Here is a 23553-nt window from a genome sequence, read left to right as displayed (position 1 = left end):
CGTCCCGCCTGTGTTAACTGTGGCACGGGCGTCCCGCCTGTGTTAACTGTGGCACGGGCGTCCCGCCTGTGTTAACTGTGGCACGGGCGTCCCGCCTGTGTTAACTGTGTGTGGCACGGGCGTCCCGCCTGTGTTAACTGTAGTTAAAATTTACACCTATCCTACGCTAATTCGAGCTTCAAAGTTGGCAACAGCTTTTCTAAATTTCTGAGAGATTTCTGTTGCCAAGGAATATCATTTGAACCCAATACCAAAAGTTGAATCGTTTTCTTTTTCCGAACGCTAATAACAAATTTAGACAGCATACTGATACCAGAACTGTTAACAAATTCCAATTGTTTTAGGTTCAAGGTAATAGTAGGAGGTTCGCCATTGGCGACCTCATCTAACAATTCGGCTATTGGTGCATATTCTGGAGGGCCGCTCAGGCTCAGTTCGCCTTGGAAAGTGACTGTGACTGATTCTGGATCGTACTGAATGCTGTAATCTTCACCTTGAATGTCTTGAATGCCCATTGTGATTTTATTTCCTGACTAAAATAGTGCGATCGCACAAGAGAGTAAATATTGAAATGCTAGAAACTAGACCCTAATTTGAACCACAGTCGTAACAATGATGGTATCACTATCTGGCCTGGGCTCGAATTTCCAACCTATCTTAGCTGAATAGTCATTAATCATCGTCAGCAATCCCAATCCCGATGTATCACTTTCAGATTCTGCATTTTTTTCAAGCTGCTGCAAATAAAGTTCATTGGGATCGGAAGCCATAATTTCTTCAATAAACTCCTTCAACTTACTCGCCCCTTCTGAAGTGACACTATTACTGGCAAAAATTACCGCCGTCACCTCTGTTTCACCAATAAAGTGTATGCCAAATTTGACCTTGTAATGAGTATCATCGTTATTAAATTTAATCGCATTTTCTAACAGTTCGTTGGCTACGTAGCTCACAGCTCCCTTGCTTTCTTTTATCCGTTTCTCGCTGCTAGCATCCTCCTCATCCACAGGTAGAAAGCTAGACAAATAATCGGCTACAAAATGAGCTGAAAGCCTGTTGTTGCGCCAGCGCTGTTTAATCGGGCGAGAACTGGGAGTAAATGTCAGTTCTAGGGAATCGTGTTCAGGAGGAAATTCTTCAATGAATTCTCCAAAGATTTGGGTCATTGTTTTTAAGCTTCCAGATGTCATGATTTTTCTAGCTCTAATTGAGGTATTAAGGTCACTTTTTGGTGAATTTCCACACGCCATTCCAGTTAGCCGGAATACTCTTTTCTAACAGCGATTGGATGCGTTTTAGGTAAAGTTGACTGGGCTTGTCATCTGGATTTAGTGCTACTATCTGTTCAAAACAAACAATGGCCTTAGCAAAATTTCCCTGACAATATTCTTGGAGTCCCTCCTCAAATATAGGCAAGGTTTGAATTTTGAGCGATCGCACTGGTTCTACTTCAACATCTAACACCTCACAAACTGTAATGGCTTCTTGTCTACCTTTGACAATAGCCCGATCCAAAAAACGGATATGATACTTTTCGGGTTGACTCAAACGTTGTACCACATCTCCCGAAATTAATAAAGATACGCCATAATACTTAGTCAAACCTTCCAGACGAGCGGTGAGATTGACATGATCCGATATCGCATCTGCTTGCATCCGATTCGCATCTCCAATAATCCCAACCATCGTATCACCCACATGGATACCAATGCCAATCTTCAGCGGTATATCCCCATTTATTTTACGGCTTTGATTGTATTTATGCAACTGCTCCAATTTCACAATTCCTGCCTGAATAGCATCATCCACGCCATCAGGAAAAACTGCCATGACTCCATCTCCAATATACTTGACAATAAAACCGTTGTGCTTCCGAATTTCGGGACTAACTTGCTGTAAATAGTTATTGATGAAGTCAAAGTTTTCTTGAGGAGTCATTTGCTCCGCCATCGTGGTGAACGAACGCATATCGGAAAACATAATTGCCATCTCTTTACTCACGTGATCTCCAAGCTGGAAATCAACAATGCTCTGCTTGCCGAGAAATTGGAGAAATTCAGCGGGAACAAAACGTCCGTAAGCCTGCAAAAGTTTCTCTAATTCTTGTTCCCGCGCTTTCACCGTTTGCACCATATGCGAAAATACCTGTGCTAGTTCTCCCAGTGCATCACTGCGCGCTGCCACATCTGACAATATCTGGGGTTCAAAGCTATTATTTTTTACAGCAATAGCTGCATCTATAACCTTTTTTACCTGCTCAATGTAAGTCTGCATCTCTCGGTTTTTATGATGGATCTGGTTTTCCAGATCCGTGGAGTGTTGCGTGACAATTTCTACTAACGTTTCATAGCTGTTTTTTTCATCCTCTACTTCCTCAAGTTTTTCGCTCAACTCCTGTAGCTGGGTATAGAGTTCTTCTGGAGATTTAGATGGTGCTAAATTTATTTGTGGTTTCATAATTTAAACTCCCGAATCGGGAAGCACAAAATTGTTTGATTCGCTCGCGGTAAGGTATTAGAACTTACAGACGTGGAACTCGAAATCCTGTTTCTGCTTCGATGCTTGACCACTAAATCCAAGATTCCTCGTAGAAACCTGGTTGACGACAGTCAATCGATTTTAGATTTTAGATTTTAGATTTTAGATTGACCCCACGGATAAATTCGGGGGGCAAGTTTCATGGGATACAGGTCTTTTATTTCTGGGTTATGAGTCTGCGAAGGAATGAATCCGGGGGCTTGTATCCTGGATGCTTTCGGTCAATAATCAATTATGCACAATATTTCCCTGTTGCTTCAATACTAGCAAAGTAATGTCATCAAAAACCTTTTGTTTTCCAATAAAATTTCTCAAATCAGCGATGGTGGCTTCCTTGATTTGTTCGGCGCTCAAATGCCAGTTTTGAGAAACCACTTCACAGAGTCTTTCAATACCATAGAATTTTTTGTGCATATTTCTAGCTTCGGGAATGCCGTCAGTGTAAAGCACCACCCCGTCCCCCGGCTCTAAGTCTACTAAAACATGGCTAATCCAATGGGAAATATCCTCATCTAAGGCGAGCGGAAATCCTAAATTAATGGTGTCTATTCGCTGGATTTTACCACCTTTCCTGACCACAAGAGTTTCCTCGTGTTGACCGCTGATACTAATTGTGCGATCGGCATAGTTGAGCAAAGCTAGTGTCATATTTTTGTCGGAGTTCATGCGCTGAACATTTTTATAAATAGTGCGGTTGAGGGTATCTAAAAAACGCACCGGGTTGGATTCTTGCATTTCCTGAAGAGTGCGGACAGCAGCTTGAGTCATCACCATCAAAATGCCGCTTTCTAATCCGTGTCCGGTGACATCACCAATACAAATTGTGACAACCCCGTTAGTACAAAGTACGTCGTAGTAATCACCACCTACTTCCGAGGCTGGTTCCATAAATCCGGCAATATCTAAATCTTCAATAGCTGCAAGTTCAGCAGGTTTTGGCAGAATCAACTGCTGCATTTGTTTGAGCATATCGAGTTCGGAACTCATGCGGAAGTTTTCCGCTTTCAGACGCTGGTTGAGAGCGGCAATTTGTTTAGTGGCGGTGGCGAGTTCCGAGGTACGTTCTTTGACTTTATCTTCTAGCGTTTCCAAGGATTCTTGCAGTTGTCTCGCCATGCTATTAAAGGAATTTCTTAAGGTTTCAATTTCCCAAATCCGACTGGAATCAACGTTCTGGTTGAGAGCACCACCTGCTAGATATTCTGAAGCTTGAGCAATTTGGTTTAGGGGGCGAGTAATCCAGCTAGCGGTGAAAATACCCATTGCAACAGAGACAATGAGAGCCACAATACACAGCAAAATGGTCTGGCGAGTGTTAGCATAAATTTGCGCCATAAAGTCCGCTTCAGGAACTACTACTACACTCAGCCAATTGAGGCCGTACTTGTCTGTTAACGGAGAAACTTGGATAAATTGCCGCTCACCGTTCAGATAAAAGTCAAGTTGAACTGTTTGATCGATGTCTTCCAAACGCTTGAAGCGTTCGAGCAGATAAAGCACACTTTGACGCATCAGCCTGTTGCTGCTTTCCTGTGCTTTGATCCGCTTTGTATCTTTACCGGTTCCCACCGAAAGAGGCTGTTCTTTAAGCGAGGTGGCTATTAACTCACCCTGGGGTTCAATGATAAATACTTGACCGGAATTACCCACCCTTAAGGTTTGCAGGAATTGGCGAATTTGATCTAGTCCCATCTGGCAAGTCAGCACGCCAATTAGTTTCCCTTCGGCATCATAATAGGGTAGACTCGCATTAATTTGCAGCGTACCGTAGCCAAAATTAATATAAACTTCACTCCAAGCTGCCTGTTTCTTCTCAACAGCTACTCTGTAAAAAGGGCGCGTGCGAACGTCATAATTGGGCGTGTTTTTTTCGATTGTTGTCGGGTTTCCATTCTCGTCAAGGTTGTAATATATCAAGTCGCCGCCCCCCGGAATCAGTTGCTGGGCAAGCTGAGGTTGTTCCAGTCCAACCAGCCGATTTACCCAACCCACACGCAGGTACTGACCTTTTTCGTTGGCAATTCCCGCGTGACCGATCGACTTAAATTGCAGAACTTGTTTCCAAAAATATGGTCTAGCTTGCTCCAAATCGTCAAAGTTCAACACCCCCAAAGGTACAGCATCCTGATTGATCTGATTCACCAGTGGCGGAGCTTCCAGATAGGTTTGAACACGTTCGTAAACTCTCGCACTCACTTCGTGGCGCAACTGACTAACAATATTGTTGACTATCTGCTCTCCGTTTCTGTAAGAGAGATAGCCAACGCAGCCCACAGCGGCCAAAATTTGGAGAACAAAGGGAACTACCAAGACATTGCGGAGACGGATTTTGCCCGCTCTGGAGACGATCGCACTTTTTTGAGAAACCATTGTTAAAAACACTCCCAGCGGGCAGTTTTTTGTTACAAGACTTGATAATGGATATATTAAGAGCGACGGACAATGTTATCATATCAAAAACTCAACCAACCGCAAAAAAACTGCGTTCATCAGCCTGCATCAGCGGTAAAAAAAAAACCATAAATCCCAACAAAAATGCAAATTACTCAATCCCTCCACAGCGCCATCCTCATCTCCAACCTGGAACAATCCCAACACTTTTACAGCACCGTACTAAAACTGCAAAAAATCGATCGCGACTTAAAATTTCCTGGAATCTGGTATCAAATCGGCGACTTCCAGCTCCACCTAATTTTAGGTGCAACAATTATCCCAGATGCCGTAGACCATGCCAAATGGGGACGCAACCGACATCTAGCATTTTCTGTGGCCAACTTAGAGGCAGCAAAACAACAGTTAATCGCTCACAATTGCCCGTTCCAAATGAGTGCGTCAGGTCGATCGGCATTATTTACCCAAGATCCCGACGGCAATATCATCGAACTCAGCGAGTAACAGATGAAAATCATCGCTTATTCTTACACCGAACCGCTACTGGAAGCAGCACCCGCACCGGAAATTTGGGGTCAAGAAGTCGATCGCACCTATCAAGACTTAGGAGGGCGACAACAACTGCAGCAACTCCTCAAAGACTGCCAAACAGAACCAGTCAAATACTTATTAATTCAGCGGTTTGAAGAACTAGGCGACACATTGCAGCAAGTGTGTTCGCACCTCGCCCAACTCGAAAACCTCGGCGTCGAAATCATTGTCCAAGAAGAAACAGAACCAAGAAACCGCAAAAACTTGCTGCAAATCCTCGCAGAAATCCAGCGCAGCCAACACAGCCGGAGTATTCGCAAAGGACACGCGCGCAACCGCATCAAATCCCGGATGCCACCGGGTAAGGCTCCCTACGGCTACCGGCGCGGCAAAGATTGTTATACGATCGATAAAACCACCGCCCCCACCGTCAAAGACTTTTTTGAACACTTTTTAATTTACGGTTCATTGCGAGGTTCCGTGCGGTATTTAGCCAAGAAATACAACAAAAAAATTTCTGTAAGTACCGGCCGCCGCTGGCTGACAAATCCCGCCTACCGAGGCGATTTAGAATATCAAAACGGCCAAGTAATTTCTAACACCCACGTCCCGATTATTTCCAGAGAAGAAGCCGCCCAAATAGACAGGTTGCTGCGCCGCAACCGCTGCCTTTCTCCTCGCAGCGCTAGCGCCCCACGTTCCCTCGCAGGTTTAGCAATTTGTGCCGAATGCAAATCGCCCATGACAGTTGCCAAAGTCACCTCCTACCGCAAAGAAAAAGAATACCTTTATTTGCGACCGATTAACTGTCCAAAACAGCCTAAATGTAGTGGCCTTTCCTACGATGAAGTATTGCAATTAACCATCGCCGGTATTTGTCGGGATTTACCCGATGCTGTTGCTGGGTTGCAAATGCCGAATATGAATGGAATGAAAGCAGGAATTGTCAGGGCGATCGCATCGAAACAAGAAATCATAGAGCAACTTTGGGCCCTGATTGAAAGCGGCATATTAGACACGGAAACGGCAGAGTTTAGAGCCTACAAAATCCGCACCGAAATTGCCGAACTGCAAAGCAAATTAGCGCAACTACCCCCAGTAAATTTGCGAGAAATTGCCCAAACAGTTTCCCTGTCGCAATTTTGGCTCGATTTATCAGAATCAGAACGCAGGTTTTACTTTCGAGAATTTATCGATCGCATTGAAATCGTCCGGGAAAATACAAATTGGCAACTGCAAATTGTTTTCATTTTTTAAGGATTAGCTCGACGTTCATCCATAGCTCCTAGGTTAGATACCCGACTTCTTAAAGAAGTGGGGTATGTGGGTACTCTCTTAGTTCCGTAGGAGTGGACTGCGTTAGACAAGCATCGCTTTCAACCGCTGAATTATTTTTTTTAGCTTTTAACCAATAGGCGATCATCTCTCCTTTTCCTTTAACCGCGATCGCACCTCTTTCCTCAAATAAATACCGATCTTTTAACAGTTCGTAAATAGCTGTAGTAACTTGAATATATCCCGGTAATCCTTGACATTCCATCCGAGAAGCAACATTAACAGTATCTCCCCACAAGTCATAGCTAAATTTTTTAGTGCCAATTACGCCCGCAACTACTGGCCCTGTATGAATGCCAATCCGAATTTGAAATGGTTCGCCTCTGTCAGTTTGAAAATCAGCGATCGCTTCCTGCATATCCAAGGCCATATTCGCGATCGCTTCTACATGATCTGCCCTCGGCACCGGCAACCCCCCCGCTACCATATAAGCATCTCCAATTGTTTTAATTTTTTCCAAACCGTGTTTTTCAGTTAGTTGGTCAAACCTTGAAAAAATCTGGTTTAGTACATTTACCAATTCTAGAGGTAACATTCTAGCAGCAATAGACGTAAAATCGACAATATCGGCAAAAAGAACTGTTGCTGAATCAAACCTCTGGGCCGGAGAACCCTCGCCCTTTTTCAAATTTTCAACAATCGCTGCTGGTAAAATATTCAGCAATAAATGATCCGACTTTGTTTGAGCAAGCCGTAAAGCTAGCTCCACCCCCTGCCGCTCTTTAATTTCGTTTTGCAAACGTTCGACAAGTTCTTGGAATTGCTTCGTTTGCTCTTGAAGTAACTGTTGTTGACTTTGAATTGTTAACTGATTCGCCACTCGTGCCAATACTTCTTTACCTTGAAAAGGTTTAGTAATATAGTCAACGGCTCCCACATCAAAAGCTTTCACCTTATCTAAAACGTCATCTAAGGCGCTTAAGAAAATCACGGGAATGGAACTGGTTTTTGGTGAAGCTTTCAACTTTGCACATACCTCATATCCATTCATTTCTGGCATCATCACGTCCAGCAAAATTAGAGTCGGCGGAAACTCTTGCACTGTAGCGATCGCCCTTTGCCCGTTCAGCGCTTTACGAACCTGATACCCTTGTTCGGTCAATATTGTAGATAAAAGCCGCACATTATCGGGCTTATCATCAACTACTAAAATGTTGGCTTGAATTGTAGGATATTGATAGCTGTCCATGCACTCGCTCACGGTAGTTTTTCAAAATAAAAGATATTAACACTTAAGAATTTTACCTCAACAAAAACGAAACCATATAAAAGGATATTGTCTCGCATAAAATAAGATAGCAACGAGACGCTATATGGGCTTAAACTTAGATTTTTTAAAATATAAATTTTTCCTCCAATTACATTGATTGAAAAGAGGTATTTTTACCTCGATGCAACTGCTGATTGTGCTATCTCTATAATATCGTCAAATAGGAAATCCTGCACCAAAGTAGTTAAATATTGTGCGGAAAAAGCCAACTGGCTAGGCATTTCCTCAATCAACTTGACAATTTTCTCATCGCAGCATTCATGAGCGGCATGAGATATCTGTTCTACCCACTCAAGAGGCATTTGACTGAGTTGTAACTCGACGGATTGATTGCTAGTCACTCCGCTAATTTCGCTGTCATTGTCTAGTGGTGCATCAACAGATTCCTCGTAAATGTAACGCAATCCTAAAAGTTCTTCCATTTTTGCAAATAATATCTTTGCCTCGAAAGGTTTACGCATGAAATCATCGCAGCCTGCTCCTAAAATAGTTTGTCGTTCTTCTTCAAAAGCGCTAGCAGTAAGAGCAACTATTGCAGTTTGTTTTCCAAGAGGATGAGCTTTAATTTGTCTTGTGGCTTCATAGCCATCCATGACAGGCATCTGCATATCCATCCAGATCAGGTGCGGTTGCCAATCCTCCCATACAGCAATAGCTTCTTGACCATCTCTAGCCGATCGCACGAGGATGCCTAGTGGTGACAATAATCTCTCTATGACTAGGCAATTATCCGCGCGATCGTCAACAACCAAAATCCGGTATTCTGGTTGATTCGGTGCTAAAGCAATTACTTTTTTCTGCGGTTTAAGGATTTTAATCTCGCTGAGAGGGGCAAGGCTGATTTGAATATCAAATACAAACTTACTTCCCAACTCAGGTGTACTGATGACAGTAATATCTCCTCCCATCATTTGTACAAATTTGCGGCTAATTGGTAAACCTAATCCAGTCCCCTGTTGAGAATTTTGACCTGTTTTTGTTTGCTCAAAGGGTTCAAATAACTTATTTATCTCTTCAGGGTAAATGCCAAGGCCAGTATCTTCAATTTCAAACTGAAGGCGTAACAATTCCGGGTGAAGGTAATTAGCATCTACACAATTAAAGTCTGCCAAGCTTTCGGAGTGATTAAAACCAGTGCACCATCCGGGTTTTCTTTGTATAGCTGTGGTTTCAACCGCTAAGCTTTCGGAATGTTCAGAAGCCGCGTCGGCAAGTTTTGTTTGTGTGTCCGAAAACTCTGCGTTTTCAGCGCCCAAACTTTCTTCTACCTTCTTTTTAACTCGCAAAGTAACGCTACCCATCTCTGTAAACTTGATCGCATTTCCTACAAGATTAATCAAAATTTGCCGCAGTTTACCTTCATCTCCACTAACAAAGTGCGGTACACCGTCACCCACTTCCAAATTTAGCTGCAATTTCTTAGATTTAGCTTTTAATCGAAACATTTCTTCTAAGGTTTTCAGCAAGCGCATTAAATTAAAACTGCTTTCATTAAGCTGACTTCGGCCCGCTTCAATTTTGGACATTTCCAAAATGTCATTAATTAGCGAAAGCAAGTGTTCGCCGGCGCGATTAATAATTTCTAGGTGCTGTTGGTGTTGATTGTTGAGAGATGAATCGCGCACCATCACCTGACTAAATCCGAGAATGGCATTCAGGGGAGTCCGCAGTTCGTGGCTCATAGAAGAAAGGAATTCGCTCTTGGCGCGGTTAGCTGTATCAGCAGCTACAACAGCTTTTTGTAATGCTGTTTCTGCTAATTTGCGATCGGCAATTTCTGTTTTGGCTTGTTCAAAAAGGGTGGATTGCTGGATGGCAATTGCTAGCTGCACGGAAATTTGCTTGAGAGATTCTATCTCAGAAGAGCTCCAATGCCTTTGACTGTGGCAGTGATGAGCAATGAGTAGCCCCCATAGTTTTTTACCTTGCAAAATGGGAACCACGAGGTTAGCTTTAATTTCCAACTCGCTCAGTAAATTAATGTGGCACTCTGAAATACCTGCTGTATAAATATTGTCGATCGCGCGCAGGTGTCCCTGCTCGTAAACAGAGACGTAGTGTTCTCGAAAACAAGGGTCATTAATGTCAATTCCCAAAATCGGCATCGTACCGACGGATACCGATTCGACGGCTATAAATCCACTCCAATCTGGATTAAAGCGGTAAATAACTGTTCTATCAGTTGACAAAAAATGGCGAATTTCTTCCACAGCCATTGTCATTACTTCTTCTAGGTTAAGAGAGGAGCGAATCCGCTCTTGAATGGAATTAACTAGCCGCTCCCTTTTTACTTGCTGCTGCAAGGCTAGTTCCGCCTGTTTGCGAGCAGTAATATCTACTCCATAACCCACGCACTCCACAGGTAGACCAGCAGCATCTTTGACTAACTTAACCTCATCGTATATCCAGCGATAACCACCGTCTTTGTGCCGTTCGCGGTATTCGTAGGAAATCGATTCTTTTTCCAATATCTGAGCGAATGAAGTATCAACAATCTCTCGATCGTCTGGATGAACCAGGCTATGCCAATCAAGGGAACCATCAAGAAATTCTCTGGCTTCGTAACCAATCATTGAAACAATATTATCGCTGACAAACGTTACGTCATAATTTCCCCCTAATTTGCAGCTAAAAATCACCGCCGGGGTAGTCGCCAGCAAATATTGCAAACGTTCGGTGACAGAACGCAAGTTTAACTCGGCTTGCTTGCGATCGCGAGCTTCCATTGCTAAAGCTGCGATCTGCGCCACATAGCTAGCGAAGCTTTGTTCGTCCAGCGTCCAATTCCTGGTCGTTCCCAGATGTTCTAAACAAATTACACCCGCAATTTGCCCTTTATGGGTAATAGGAACATCTAGCATCGACGAGATGTTTAATGGCCTCAAATAAGATTCGCTAAATTCTAGGGTTCGCGGATCGGTTTGGGCATCAACCGCTGCGAGTACCTGTTCTGTATTCAAAGCTTGGAAATAGCTAGGATACTCAGCAACTTTCAGTTCTGCACCGGCGCTGTGTCGATCGGGCGTCAGTTCGTAAAGATCCGCACAGCACATTGCGGATTTATCTTCCTGATAAAACCAAATACTTGCCCGATCGACATTCAGGGTACGAGTTGCCATTTGCGTAATCTCTCTCAACGCCTCGCTGATATTTCCCTCGTAGATACTAGAATTTTTGGCTAATTCTAGCAAGCCTGTTTGTTGTTCGGTTAACCTAGTTTCTCGTTCGCGTAAAGCAGATTCAGCGACAATTTTTTCTTTAATTTCTGCTTCTAAATAACCGTTAATTTCTCTCAACTCTGCAGTGCGTTCTTGAACTTTAATTTCTAAGTCATCATAAGCGTAGCGCAACGCTAATTCTGCCTCTTCACGCACAGCAATCTCACTTTGCAACTTGCGATTTATTGCCTCTAATTCTTGGGGGGTTTTTAAAGACAAAAACTGGGGCAATAGTGTTACCATTGAGGCGGCAGTGAAGCAGGAAACCAGTGCAGTAATTGCTTTTTCAATCCCCGACAGCCAATAAGCGGAATGCCACAACGTCCAAATGTCGAGCAAGTGACCCGTGCCGCACAGAATAATAAATGCACCAAATAAACCAAATATTCCTAAAAAAGGAACATCGCGCCGCTTGAAAATAAAATAAATCAGCATCGCCGGAATTGAATAGTAGGCGATCGCGATTAAAAAGTCCCCAGTTACGTGCAGCCACACTAAAGGCGTTTGCCAAAGATAGCAATGACCGTGAGGCATATACTGAGTCGGGGAAAATATGTTTTTGAGTGCTTCCCACATAATACTTGTTATTGGCAGATAATAGGGATTTGATGATGCCTAAGTTAAGCAAAAAATAAAAGTCACCGAAAATGGTAGCTGGCTTCAGCATTATTTATTAACGCCTAAACCCACCTTGTTCATAACAGCTTGCTTTGGCAGTCGGTGGCGCTCGCCAAATTGCGATCGCAACGGAATTTCAATGATAAACTCCGTACCTCTCCCCACCTCGGAAGTGCAGCGCAAATAACCTTCATGGGCTTTAATAATCTGATAAGAAATCGCCAAACCCAGCCCGGTACCAGCACCAATAGGTTTCGTTGTATAAAATGGATCGTAAATTTTAGCGATCGCATCATAATCTATGCCACTGCCATTATCAGCAATGTGAATCTGCACCCACTTGCCATCAACTAAAAGGGTGCGGATGCGAATTTTTAGTAGTGGGCAATGGGTGTTTTGTAAGTTGTCAGAGAAATTATTTTCCCAATAGCCGTGGGTCAAATATCCCTGCTGTACAATCTGTTCTAAAGCATCAATAGCATTAGAGCAAATATTCATAAATACTTGGTTAAGCTGCCCAGCGTAGCATTCCAATTCTGGCAAATCTCCATACTCTTTAATCACTTGGATAGGCGGCCGGTTTGGTTGTTCTTTCAAGCGGTGCTGCAAAATCATTAAAGTGCTATCGAGACCTTCATGGATATTTACTTTTTTCATGTCGGCTTCGTCTAACCGCGAGAAAGTTCGTAAAGACTTAACAATCTCCTTAATTCGCTCTGCTCCAATTTTGATCGAACCAAAAAGTTTTTGCAAGTCTTTTAAAATAAAATCGAGTTCTATAGTGTGAATCTTATCTGCAATTTCCGGCGCCGGAGTGGGGTAATAAACTTGATAAGCCTTAATCAATGCCACAATATCTTTAATGTATTCCTCAGCCGGAATCAGATTGCCATAAATGAAGTTCACAGGGTTATTTATTTCGTGAGCAACCCCAGCTACCATTTGCCCCAAAGAGGACATTTTTTCAGTTTGTACGAGTTGAGCTTGAGCGCCTTTAAGTTGTTGCAGAGCGTTCTCTAATTGCTGAGTCTGCTCTCGCAGTTTAGCTTCCGAGTGCCGCAATGAATTTTCCGCCAAAGAGCGATCGCGATTTTCCTGTTGCAAACGTTCATTAGCAACTTCTAAAGCGATCGTCCTCTCGATAACCCGTTTTTCCAATTCTAGCATTAATTCCGAGAGTGCTTCCTGAGCTTGTTTGCGATCGCCAATCTCATTTTGTAAAGCCAAATTTGCCGCCGCCAATTGATCGGGACTGGGAATAGCCAAGATTTTTGGGATTAGTTCCACCAGCACGGCTGCGGTACATAGCGAAATCAGCGCCGTAATCCCTTTAAGAAAACCCGAGAACCAATAATTAGGATGCCACAGCGTCCATATTTCCATAATATGAGTAATCCCGCAGCAGATAATAAAAGAGCCGAACAGCATGAAAACCCAGTCAAAAGGTACGTCTTGCCGTTTTTTGACAATATAAATCAGCGTAATCGGTATCAAAAAATAAGCGACGGCTATCAAACCATCGGACAAAACGTGTAGCCCCACTAATCCAGGCTTCCACAAGTAGCAATGACCGTGAGGAATAAAATAATTTGGGAACATTTTATGAACCATTTGCATTAAATCAACTCGGTTATTTGCTAATATTTTTCAGAGGTGATTACTGGAAAAACTTAAAAAATGGGGGTACAAAAATAAGAATTAGACTTTGGGACTTAACACTTGCGATCGGTAAATGCAGCGATCTGAAACTACTGTTAATTAAATTAACATCAATAGACTCAGCTTTAGCAAAGTCAACTGTCACATTTTTAATTCTGCCTTCACTATCAACTGTGACACCGGGATGACATTTTGGGCAACGATCGAGAAAAACTGAGCGCAGATTCCTTTCCAGTAAGAGCGCCAGCGCCCATTAAAATTGGGTTATAGCACTCAGCGATCGGTCAGGCAACGCAGGGCTGTTTCATTCTCACCAAAAACATGAATTTTGACTCTTGTAGTGCTACCCCTACTCCCCGTGCCTACCCCGCCACAGACGACTGCACAGGCGTTTGGGACATGGGGGCAGCAAAGAGTGGCTCCCCCTACAAGAGAATGAAACAGCCCTGAGTCAGGCAACGGGGAAATCACCAGATTTAACGGATGTCACGGATTCAACTTAACGAAGAGAACCATTCTCAAAAACCTGTAGAGGTTGGTTCACTCTTTTACCCTTGAAGAGTGCAGACAGGTTAAATACACCGGGAGCATCTCATATTTGTAAAAACACTTCTTCTGGCTCCTTCCTTCTTCCTCTTCCCTCTTCCCTCCTGCCTCCTGCCTCCTGCCTCCTGCCTCAAAACTCCAATTTCTAGCGGAGGCCTGCTTTCATTGAGATGCTCCCAAATACACCCGCCACTACCCCGCGAGGGAATTCTTGATTATTGACAGTGATACTCTTCGGGGATATTTAACCGATTTGACCAATTACCCCCTCAAAAATATCGCGACAGGAGCGTGTGGGAATCCAATAGGCGATCGCTCTGAGCTTTACACTCAATCATAAGTGATAATATCAACGATACACTTATATGGTTATTGCCAGTTATGACGATAGATGAGGTACTACAGCTAACTCGTGTGCGATTACAAAAAGATTTATATCCCGTACAAGAAATCATACTTCGCCAAGTTTGGGAAGGAAAAACTTATACAAGTATTGCATCTGCCTCTCATTACGGAGAGCATTACCTGAGAAACATAGCCTCATCCTTGTGGAAATCTCTCTCTCAAATCTTGCAGACATCTATTAGCAAATCAAATTTTCGCTCTTGTTTAGAATCACGTTCCCTAACCGCAGAGGAACGAGAATTAATTGAAGAATTCACCCGCAGCCAATCCCTCGCAACACCTTTAGAATTTCCCGGATCTCCCGTGCCCCTCGGTTCGCCATTTTATATCCATCACCCGCTAATTGAAGAACTCGCCTATCGAGAGATTACCAAACCAGGAAGTGTGCTGCGGATTAAGGCTCCCAGGAAGATGGGAAAAAGTTCCCTTCTGCTACGGATTTTAGAGCGCGCGACTTCTCTTGACTATCGAACTGTAAGTTTAGATTTTCAGCAAGCCGAGGAAGCTGTTTTAGTCAATATCGATAAATTTTTACGCTGGTTTTGTGCCAACATCAGCCGTCACCTAGAATTACCACCCCTATTAGATGATTATTGGGATGAAGACATGGGTAGCAAAGTAAGCTGCACCATCTATTTGCAACAATATATATTAGCAGAAATCAGTAACCCTCTTGTGTTAGCTTTAAATGAAGTAAATATAATTTTTGAGTATCCAAAAATTGCCAGAGAATTTTTGCCGCTGCTGCGAAGCTGGCATGAAGAAGCAAAGCGGATTGAAACCTTGGGAAAACTGCGGTTAATCGTTCTTCACTCCACAGAAATTTATATTCCTTTAAAGCTCACTGAATCGCCTTTTAATATCGGTTTACCGCTGCAATTGCCCTATTTTACAGAAGAGCAGATACTTGCTTTAGCCCAGCGTCACGGAGTGGATTGGACAGATGGCTCCAATGCCGATCGACTGATGGCAATGGTGGGGGGACATCCTTATCTAGTGCGGCTAGCTCTTTACCACCTCTGTCAAAACAGTGTAACGCTAGATCGGCTACTACAAGAAGCTCCCACAATAGCGGGAATTTATAAAGATTACTTGCGGAGTTTTTGGGCCACATTCCAAGAGTATCCCGAACTTATGGTTGCACTGAAACAAGTGGTAAAATCGGAACACGGAGTGGAATTAGATCCGATAGTGGCTTCTAAATTATTTAGTATGGGGCTGATTCATATCGATAACAACCGCTGTACGCTAAGCTGCGAGTTGTACCGCCTCTATTTTGGTTCGTACAACTTTATTTAGAGTCGGCTTTACAGTTTCTTTTCGTAATCCAATATCCGCCTTGAAAACTCCACTTTTCCTGGCGATTGGAAATTGCTGCTATACAAATAAAGTCCGCCTACGCGGACTAAAAAAAAGGGTAATTAACCAAAATTGGGCATTATTTATATTATAATGAAGCTCCATCACCACATCCTCACCTCTAAATAAATTCCCTACATACTCAGCTTTAAACCTACCCATAAACCCCATGACCCAGGTAACATACCAAATTGGTGGCAGTCTCGCGAGTGATGCGCCTACATACGTAGTGCGGCAAGCAGATTCCGAACTTTATGAAGCCTTAAAAGCTGGCGAATTTTGTTACGTGCTTAACTCCCGGCAAATGGGCAAATCTTCTCTTTTAGTCCGTACCCTACACCGACTGCAAGCCGAAGGATTTCAATGCAGCACGATCGACATGACTCGCATCGGTAGCGAAAACATTACTCCTTTACAGTGGTATAAAGGAATTGTTGGGGATTTGTGGCGCAGTTTCCATCTTGTAGGAAAAGTCAATTTAAAAACCTGGTGGAAAGAACAAGAAGAAGTTTCTCTCCTCCAAAGATTGAGTCAATTTATTGAAGATATTTTATTAGAAAAATTCCCGAAGGAGCGAATTTTTATATTTGTTGATGAGATTGATAGTATTTTAAGCTTAGATTTTCCCGTTGATGACTTTTTCGCCTTGATTCGTTATTGTTACAACCAACGAGCCATTAATCCAGAATACAACCGAATTACCTTCGTAATTTTCGGAGTAGCTACACCCAGCGATTTAATCGCCGATAAAAATCGGACACCTTTTAATATCGGACAAGCAATCGATTTGTCAGGATTTAGCTTAGAAGAAGCGCAACCATTAGCGAAAGGGTTAGAAAATGTCATAGCAAATCCGCAAGCAGTTCTCAAACAAATCTTAGCTTGGACTGGAGGACAGCCATTTTTAACGCAAAAAATATGTGAATTAGTAGTAAAAAGGGCGCGGGAAGCCCACACGGGTGATTTAAAAATACCACCGGGAACCGAAGGATTTTTTGTGGACTCATTGGTGAGAGAAAACATCATCAATAAATGGGAATCGCAAGATGAGCCGGAGCATTTAAAGACAATTCGCGATCGCATTATTGGCAACGAACAACTCACTGCACGTAGTTTAGGTATTTATCAAAACCTCTTACAATTTGGTGAAGTTGAAGCGGATGACAGTCGAGAGCAGATCGAACTGCTGCTATCAGGTTTGGTAGTAAAACACCAAGGTTTTTTAAAGGTAAGCAACCCGATTTATCAAGCAGTTTTTCACCTACAATGGGTAGAAAAACAGTTAGAGCAACTACGTCCTTATTCCCAAGCTTTCAACGCTTGGATCGCTTCAAAACAAACCGATGAATCGCGACTGTTGCGCGGACAATCGCTAAAAGACGCTTCCTACTGGGCCCAGGGAAAAAGTTTGAGCGATTTGGATTATCACTTTTTAGCAGCTTCTGTTGAATTAGACAGGCTGGAAGTGCAGCAAGCACTGGAAGCAGCGAGGCTCAGAGAAGTTGAAGCCAGACTCACAGAAGAACGCAAGCGGTTAGTTTTAGAGCGAGAGACAGCGAAGCGGCAGCGAAAGTTTATTGGGGCGTTGAGCGGGGTATTAATTGTTGCGATCGCCTCCAGCATTTTCGCCCTCTGGCAATACCATCGCGCCGTCACCAGCGAAATTCAAGCCCTCACCTCCTCATCCTCCGGGCAATTCGCATCCCAACAGCGATTAGATGCCCTCGTGAGCGCCATCAAAGCCAGACGCAGGATCGACAACCTAGCTAATTCCAGCCCCCAGTTGCCATCTCAAGTTCAACAAGTGCTGCAACAAGCCATCTATGGAACGGCAGAATTCAATCGCCTGTTGGGGCATTCCAGCCCGGTTCTGGCAGTTGATGTCAGCCCAGACGGTCAACTCATCGCCACCGGAGGCGGCGACCAAACAGCCAAGGTGTGGCAACGGGATGGCACCTTGCTGCACACTCTCCAACACACGATCAGCAGCGTCTACGCCCTTCGTTTTAGTCCCGACAGCCTGCGCCTGGTAACATCCAGCGTGGACGGCAACATTTATCTGTGGAGTCGAGAAGGCAAACTGCTCAAAACCTTTCAGGGACACAAGGCTGCGATCTGGGCGATCGCCGTGAGTCCAGACGGTGAGCGCATCGCCTCCGCCAGTGAAGACAGCACCATTCGCCTGTGGAGCGTTGATGGCAAACCGCTCAAAACCCTAAGCGGACATCAAGGTGCCGTTTGGGGTGTTGCCTTTAGCCCGGATGGAAAGCTGCTAGCCTCTAGCAGCACAGATAATACGGTCAAGGTTTGGACTCTAGAGGGCGAACTGGTGAGAACTCTGGAAGGTCACAGCGCCGCAGTTTGGGACGTTGAGTTTGCTTTACTTGCAGACAATAGCGGCACAAAACGCCCCACCATTGTCTCTGCCAGCGCTGACAACACTGTCAAACTCTGGCAACCCGACGGAGGGGCAGCCACGGGGGCACTGCCAGGGGCAGCCACGGGGGCACTGCCAGGGGCAGCCACGGGGGCACTGCCAGGGGCAGCCACGGGGGCACTGCCCCTACTTACTCTTAGCGGTCACAGTTCGGAAGTGTTTGAAGTCGCTGTCAGTACAGCAGGCGATGTGATTGCTTCCGCCAGCGCCGACCAAACCATCAACCTCTGGAAGCCGGACGGGACGCTGTTGAAAGTCCTTAAAGGCCATCAATCTGGAATTCGCGGGCTTGCTTTTATTCCCAACAGTCAAATAGTTGTCTCTGCTAGCGACGACAATACCGTTCGACTCTGGAATCCGACAAACCCCTTCTCGAAAGTCCTTTACGGACATGGCGGCACGATTTGGGATGTGGATTTCTCCCCCGAAGGTCAGATGCTAGCTTCCGCCTCTTCCGATGGCAGTTTCAAACTGTGGGCGCGAGACGGCACGTTGCTGAAGTCTTTTGCCGGAAACGATACTGCCGTTCACTCGGTTGCTTTCCTCTCTGGTGCTAGCTTTGCCAATCCTGCTAATACACCTTTCCTTGCTACCGCTAGTGAAGATAAAACAATTAAATTCTGGCAGTTCGACGGGACGCTACTGAAAACCATAACAGGTCATGAAGCTGGAGTTTGGGATATCTCCGTCAGTCCAGATGGGCTACTGGCTTCTGCTAGCAACGATAAAACTGTGAAACTGTGGAACAAGGACGGCAGGGCGGGCACGGGGGCACCGCCCCTACGAACTTTCACAGGGCATCGGGCTAGGGTTTACGATGTGGATTTTACCCCTGACGGACAGAGGCTGCTTTCAGCCAGTAGCGACAGCACTGCTCGGTTGTGGAGTCTTGACGGTAGGTTTTCCAAGACCCTAAAGGGTCATCGCAGCCCTGTTTGGGAAGTTGCCATCAGTCCAGACGGTCGCACTTTGGCAACTGCTAGCAGGGATGACACGATTAAACTCTGGACGAGTGATGGCACGTTGCTCAAAACCCTCAAGGGAAATAGTAGAGGCATGATGGCGGTTGATTTCAGTCCAGACGGTCAAATGCTGGTGGGGGGAGGCTCAACTGGCGCACTCAAACTTTGGAAAACCGACGGGACAGAAATCACGACGCTAACGGGACATGAAGGGAACGTTTGGGGGGTGGCGTTTAGTCCCGATGGTAAACAAATTGCCTCCGCCGGGGACGATCGCACTGTGATTTTATGGGATCTAGAGCGTATTCTCAAACTCGATGAACTGGGTTATGCGTGCGATCGTGTGGGGGATTATTTGCTAACTAATGCTGAAGTCAAGGAGGAGGACAGACATTTGTGCGATGCCGTGGGCGATCGTTAAAGTCTCATAAACCATGAACTCAAAATCATGAATAATTACCAATACCAAATCGGCGGCAGCCTTGCTAATAATGCACCTACCTACGTAGTAAGACAAGCAGATTCCGAACTCTATGAAGCCTTAAAAGCAGGCGAATTTTGCTACATTCTCAATTCGCGGCAAATGGGCAAATCTTCCCTATTAGTCCGCACTCTGCACCGACTGCAAGCTGAAGGATTTCAATGCAGCACGATCGACATGACCCGCATCGGCAGTGAAAATATCACTCCTTTACAGTGGTATAAAGGTATGATTGGGGAACTGTGGCGCGGCTTCAATCTTTTAGGGCAAGTTAACTTAAAAACCTGGTGGCGTGATGAAGAAGATGTATCATTTTTGCAAAGATTGAGTCATTTTATTGAAGATATTTTGTTGGCCAAGTTTCCTGAAAACAAAATCATTATATTTATTGATGAAATTGACAGTGTTCTCAGTCTAGAGTTCCCGGTAGATGATTTTTTCGCCCTAATTCGCTTTTGCTATAATCAACGCTCAATTAATCCAGAATATAATCGTATTACTTTTGCAATTTTTGGAGTAGCAACACCTAGGGATTTAATTGTCGATAAAAAACGAACTCCTTTTAATATTGGTCGAGCGATAAATTTACGAGGTTTTGAACTAGAAGAAGCCCAGCCATTAGCGGCGGGATTGGCAAATGTAGTCAATAATTATCAAGTTATTCTCAAACAGATATTGGCTTGGACTTCTGGGCAGCCATTTCTGACGCAGAAACTGTGCTATTTAGCATACATGGCAACTCAAACAACACCGCAAAAAGTAGTAACAATTCCCCCAGGAACAGAAGAGTTTTGGGTAGATCGTTTAGTGCGAGAAAATATCATTAATAAATGGGAATCTCAGGATGAGCCGGAACATTTAAAAACCATAAAGGAGCGGATTATTCGCAACGAACAACGCGCGGGTAGATTACTCGGCATCTACCAGCAAATTTTACAATCTAACCCCCCCTTAACCAGCGGTTCTGTTTCATTCTCGGACTTTGAAGAGGACTCTCTGGGAAGTACCCCCGTGCCTGACCCAAATCTTTATAGGGCAACTACAGGACAATTGCCCCTACAAGGAAATGAAATATTTCTACCTGATAGCAAAAAAGTGGGACGGGTATCAACTGATGACTCACCAGAACAAATTGAACTATTATTATCGGGATTAGTTGTCAAAAATAATGGTTATTTACAGGTAAGAAACAGGGTTTATGCTGAAGTTTTTAATCTGGAATGGGTAGAGAAGCAATTAGGGCAACTGCGCCCCTACTCGCAAACCTTCGATGCTTGGGTTGCTTCACAACAAACAGATTTTTCCAGACTTTTGCGGGGACAAGCCTTAAAAGATGGTCAAATCTGGGCGCAGGAAAAAAGCTTGAGTAACCTAGACTATCAGTTCTTAGCTGCTAGTGCCGAACTAGATAGGCGAGAAGTTCAACAAGCTCTAGAAGCAGAACGCACTAAAGAAGTGGAAGCGCGACTGGCCCAGGAACAAATGCGCTTAATTCAAGAAAAAAAAGCAGGGAAACGACAGAGGGCCTTACTATTTTCGGTGAGTATGGCACTCCTGCTTGCCTGTGCTTTAGGAGTAACAAGTTATTTTCAGTATCGCCGAGCCGTTATTAGTGAGCGGGAAGCTCGGATAAGTGAAATTGAAGCGCTGGTTTCTTCCTCTGAGGGATTGTTTGCCTCTAATCGCAGATTGGATGCACTAATAGAAGCAATTAAAGCTAAGCGCCGATTACAAAACTTAGGCAAGACGGATAAAAATATTGAGAATCAAGTTATCAATGTATTGGGTCAAGCGGTTTATGAAGGCGATGAATATAACCGTTTATCGGGACATCAAGCGGCTGTTATCGGAGTTGATATTAGTCCAGACAGTAAGTTTATTGCTTCAACAAGTGTGGATAAAACTATTAAACTGTGGCGGCGGGACGGAACGGAAATAGCAACACTCAAAGGTCATCAGGCGATCGTTCGATCGGTCAAATTTAGCCCGGACGGTCAGTTTCTTGCTTCTGGAAGTGATGATGGGACTGTAAAACTTTGGAAACTGGATAGGGCAGGCACGGGGGCACTGCCCCTAGGAACTTTTCAGGGTCATACTGCTGGTATCTGGACAGTGGCGTTTAGTCCCGATGGTCAAACAATTGCTTCTGCCAGCATGGACAAAACGGTGAAACTCTGGAACAAAAACGGGGCAGGCACGGGGGCACTGCCCCTACGAACTCTCCAGGGTCATACTGCTGGGGTATCCTCAGTGGCTTTCAGTCCAGATGGTCAGACTATTGTTACGGCAAGTGGAGACAAAACGGTGAAACTCTGGAACAAAGGCGGGGCAGGCACGGGGGCACTGCCCCTACGAACTCTCCGAGGCCATACTTCTGTGATAGCAGCAATGGCATTTAGTCGAGATGGTCAAATGATTGCTACGGCAAGTGCAGATAAAACGGTGAAACTCTGGACAGTGAAGGGGGCAGGCACGGGGACACTGCCCCTACGAACGCTTGAAGGTCATTCTGCTGTAGTATCTGGAGTTGTTTTTAGTCCTGACGGTCAGACTGTTGCTTCTGCAAGTCGAGAGAAAACTATAAAACTATGGAATGTTGATGGCACAGAATTAATGACATTTAGAGGTCACAGTGCCTCGATTTGGGGGATAGCTTGGAGCCCGGATGGCAGTTTTATTGCTTCGGCGGGTGCAGAAAATACGGTGCGGCTGTGGCAGAGTCAAAACCCATTGCGGACGATGATTACTGCACATAAAGCGGGGATTTGGGCTTTAGATGTCAGTTCGGATAGTTCTACAATTGCTACGGGCAGCGAGGATGGCACGACTAAGCTGTGGAGTCGGCAAGGCAAATTGTTGAGGACTTTCACTGTAGAAAACGCTGCGATTTATGCTGTTGCCCTGAGTGGCGATGGCAAGTTAATTGCTTCTGGCCGAAATGATAATAAGGTGAATATCTGGACTCGAAATGGAAAAGCGATCGCAACTTTGGTAGGTCATAACGCTACGGTTTTTACATTAGCTTTCAGTCCAAACGGTCAAATTATTGCTTCTGGAAGTCAAGATAATACTATCAAGCTTTGGCGGCCCGATGGTACTTTATTGCATACTATGACAGGACATCATGCTCCTATTTGGCAGGTCGTATTTAGCCCTGACGGTCAGCTAATTGCCTCGGCAGGGGGGGATGGTACTGTGAAATTGTGGAAGCTTGATGGGGCAGGCACGGGGGCACTGCCCCTACGAACTTTTCAAGGTCATACTGCTGCGGTGTGGAGAGTGGCGTTTAGCCCTGACGGTAAATTTCTGGCTTCTGGCAGTGGGGACAATACGATTAAGCTTTGGACTGTGGATGGTAAGTTACTAAGAACTCTGGAAGGCCATCTGGCTGCGGTATGGGGGGTCGCGTTTAGCCCGGATGGTAATATTATTGCTTCTGGTGGTGTAGACAATACGCTGAAATTGTGGAAGCTTGACGGTACGGAATTAACAACGCTAAGAGGTAACTCTGCGGCGATTCGGGGGGTAGCGTATAGTGGGGATGGGTCATTTGTGGCTTCTGTGAGTGAGGATAATACGCTGATTTTGTGGGATGTGGATCGAGTTATGAAAGTGGATTTGTTGGCTGATGGTTGCGATCGCGTGCGGGATTATTTGCGAACAAATGCTGATGTGAAGGAGGAAGATAGACGTTTGTGCGAGGGTATTGGAAGGAAATAATCTCAAGTCCGCTTTATTATAGCAATCCTAAATGATTCGTAAATGTTTTACCTCACCCCAACCCTCCCCTTGCTAAGGCTCGC

General features: G+C 44.6%; 12 protein-coding genes. 5 read left to right on the top strand and 7 right to left on the bottom strand.

What is annotated here, in order from left to right:
• Positions 1–161: 161 nt before the first annotated feature.
• From QUA88_RS16600 to QUA88_RS16585, 4 genes are all read right to left on the bottom strand, one after another.
• On the bottom strand, positions 162–515 hold the full coding sequence (locus QUA88_RS16600) for a slr1659 superfamily regulator (RefSeq protein WP_333052957.1): 354 nt from the start codon (positions 513–515) through the stop codon (positions 162–164).
• Between the two features lie 66 nt (positions 516–581).
• A complete protein-coding gene (locus tag QUA88_RS16595; RefSeq protein ID WP_333052959.1) occupies positions 582–1190 on the bottom strand; it encodes a DUF6272 family protein in 609 nt (202 codons plus the stop codon).
• A gap of 31 nt (positions 1191–1221) precedes the next feature.
• Positions 1222–2457: an adenylate/guanylate cyclase domain-containing protein gene (locus QUA88_RS16590; protein ID WP_333272700.1), complete on the bottom strand. Its 1236-nt coding sequence runs from the start codon at positions 2455–2457 to the stop codon at positions 1222–1224.
• A 309-nt stretch (positions 2458–2766) separates the two neighbouring features.
• Positions 2767–4908: a SpoIIE family protein phosphatase gene (locus QUA88_RS16585; protein WP_333272697.1), complete on the bottom strand. Its 2142-nt coding sequence runs from the start codon at positions 4906–4908 to the stop codon at positions 2767–2769.
• Positions 4909–5073: 165 nt separating this feature from the next.
• Between QUA88_RS16585 and QUA88_RS16580 the strand changes: the two genes are divergently transcribed.
• Positions 5074–5433, top strand: coding sequence for a VOC family protein (locus tag QUA88_RS16580; protein WP_333211044.1), 360 nt, complete (start codon positions 5074–5076; stop codon positions 5431–5433).
• Between the two features lie 3 nt (positions 5434–5436).
• Positions 5437–6717 (top strand): recombinase family protein, encoded by a 1281-nt coding sequence (locus QUA88_RS16575; RefSeq protein WP_333211046.1) that lies wholly within the window; start codon positions 5437–5439, stop codon positions 6715–6717.
• A gap of 49 nt (positions 6718–6766) precedes the next feature.
• On the opposite strand, the gene QUA88_RS16570 is transcribed toward QUA88_RS16575, so the two are convergent.
• From QUA88_RS16570 to QUA88_RS16560, 3 genes are all read right to left on the bottom strand, one after another.
• Complete coding sequence (locus QUA88_RS16570) at positions 6767–7984, bottom strand: adenylate/guanylate cyclase domain-containing protein (protein WP_333053144.1); 1218 nt, start codon at positions 7982–7984, stop codon at positions 6767–6769.
• A 194-nt stretch (positions 7985–8178) separates the two neighbouring features.
• Positions 8179–11859 (bottom strand): GAF domain-containing protein, encoded by a 3681-nt coding sequence (locus QUA88_RS16565; protein WP_333052967.1) that lies wholly within the window; start codon positions 11857–11859, stop codon positions 8179–8181.
• Between the two features lie 90 nt (positions 11860–11949).
• On the bottom strand, positions 11950–13518 hold the full coding sequence (locus tag QUA88_RS16560; RefSeq protein ID WP_333052968.1) for an ATP-binding protein: 1569 nt from the start codon (positions 13516–13518) through the stop codon (positions 11950–11952).
• A 969-nt stretch (positions 13519–14487) separates the two neighbouring features.
• Between QUA88_RS16560 and QUA88_RS16555 the strand changes: the two genes are divergently transcribed.
• From QUA88_RS16555 to QUA88_RS16545, 3 genes are all read left to right on the top strand, one after another.
• A complete protein-coding gene (locus QUA88_RS16555; protein ID WP_333052970.1) occupies positions 14488–15810 on the top strand; it encodes an AAA-like domain-containing protein in 1323 nt (440 codons plus the stop codon).
• 229 nt (positions 15811–16039) lie between these two features.
• The gene (locus tag QUA88_RS16550; RefSeq protein ID WP_333272692.1) at positions 16040–19690 is read left to right on the top strand and encodes an AAA-like domain-containing protein; all 3651 of its coding nucleotides are present in this window, start codon (positions 16040–16042) and stop codon (positions 19688–19690) included.
• Positions 19691–19717: 27 nt separating this feature from the next.
• Positions 19718–23470, top strand: a complete 3753-nt coding sequence (locus QUA88_RS16545; protein ID WP_333272689.1) for a WD40 domain-containing protein — start codon at positions 19718–19720, stop codon at positions 23468–23470.
• Positions 23471–23553 lie beyond the last annotated feature (83 nt).

Origin of the sequence: Microcoleus sp. D3_18_C2 (assembly GCF_036702395.1) — a bacterium.
Taxonomy (GTDB): domain Bacteria; phylum Cyanobacteriota; class Cyanobacteriia; order Cyanobacteriales; family Microcoleaceae; genus Microcoleus.
The sequence above is the reverse complement of the archived record's forward strand: the minus strand, read 5'-3'. Positions and strand labels throughout refer to the sequence as shown.

Excerpts from the sequence above, each read along its gene's own strand:
- QUA88_RS16600 (WP_333052957.1), bottom strand. The coding sequence starts at position 515 with ATGGGCATTCAAGACATTCAAGGTGAAGATTACAGCATTCAGTACGAT.
- QUA88_RS16595 (WP_333052959.1), bottom strand. The coding sequence starts at position 1,190 with ATGACATCTGGAAGCTTAAAAACAATGACCCAAATCTTTGGAGAATTC.
- QUA88_RS16590 (WP_333272700.1), bottom strand. The coding sequence starts at position 2,457 with ATGAAACCACAAATAAATTTAGCACCATCTAAATCTCCAGAAGAACTC.
- QUA88_RS16585 (WP_333272697.1), bottom strand. The coding sequence starts at position 4,908 with ATGGTTTCTCAAAAAAGTGCGATCGTCTCCAGAGCGGGCAAAATCCGT.
- QUA88_RS16580 (WP_333211044.1), top strand. The coding sequence starts at position 5,074 with ATGCAAATTACTCAATCCCTCCACAGCGCCATCCTCATCTCCAACCTG.
- QUA88_RS16575 (WP_333211046.1), top strand. The coding sequence starts at position 5,437 with ATGAAAATCATCGCTTATTCTTACACCGAACCGCTACTGGAAGCAGCA.
- QUA88_RS16570 (WP_333053144.1), bottom strand. The coding sequence starts at position 7,984 with ATGGACAGCTATCAATATCCTACAATTCAAGCCAACATTTTAGTAGTT.
- QUA88_RS16565 (WP_333052967.1), bottom strand. The coding sequence starts at position 11,859 with ATGTGGGAAGCACTCAAAAACATATTTTCCCCGACTCAGTATATGCCT.
- QUA88_RS16560 (WP_333052968.1), bottom strand. The coding sequence starts at position 13,518 with ATGCAAATGGTTCATAAAATGTTCCCAAATTATTTTATTCCTCACGGT.
- QUA88_RS16555 (WP_333052970.1), top strand. The coding sequence starts at position 14,488 with ATGACGATAGATGAGGTACTACAGCTAACTCGTGTGCGATTACAAAAA.
- QUA88_RS16550 (WP_333272692.1), top strand. The coding sequence starts at position 16,040 with ATGACCCAGGTAACATACCAAATTGGTGGCAGTCTCGCGAGTGATGCG.
- QUA88_RS16545 (WP_333272689.1), top strand. The coding sequence starts at position 19,718 with ATGAATAATTACCAATACCAAATCGGCGGCAGCCTTGCTAATAATGCA.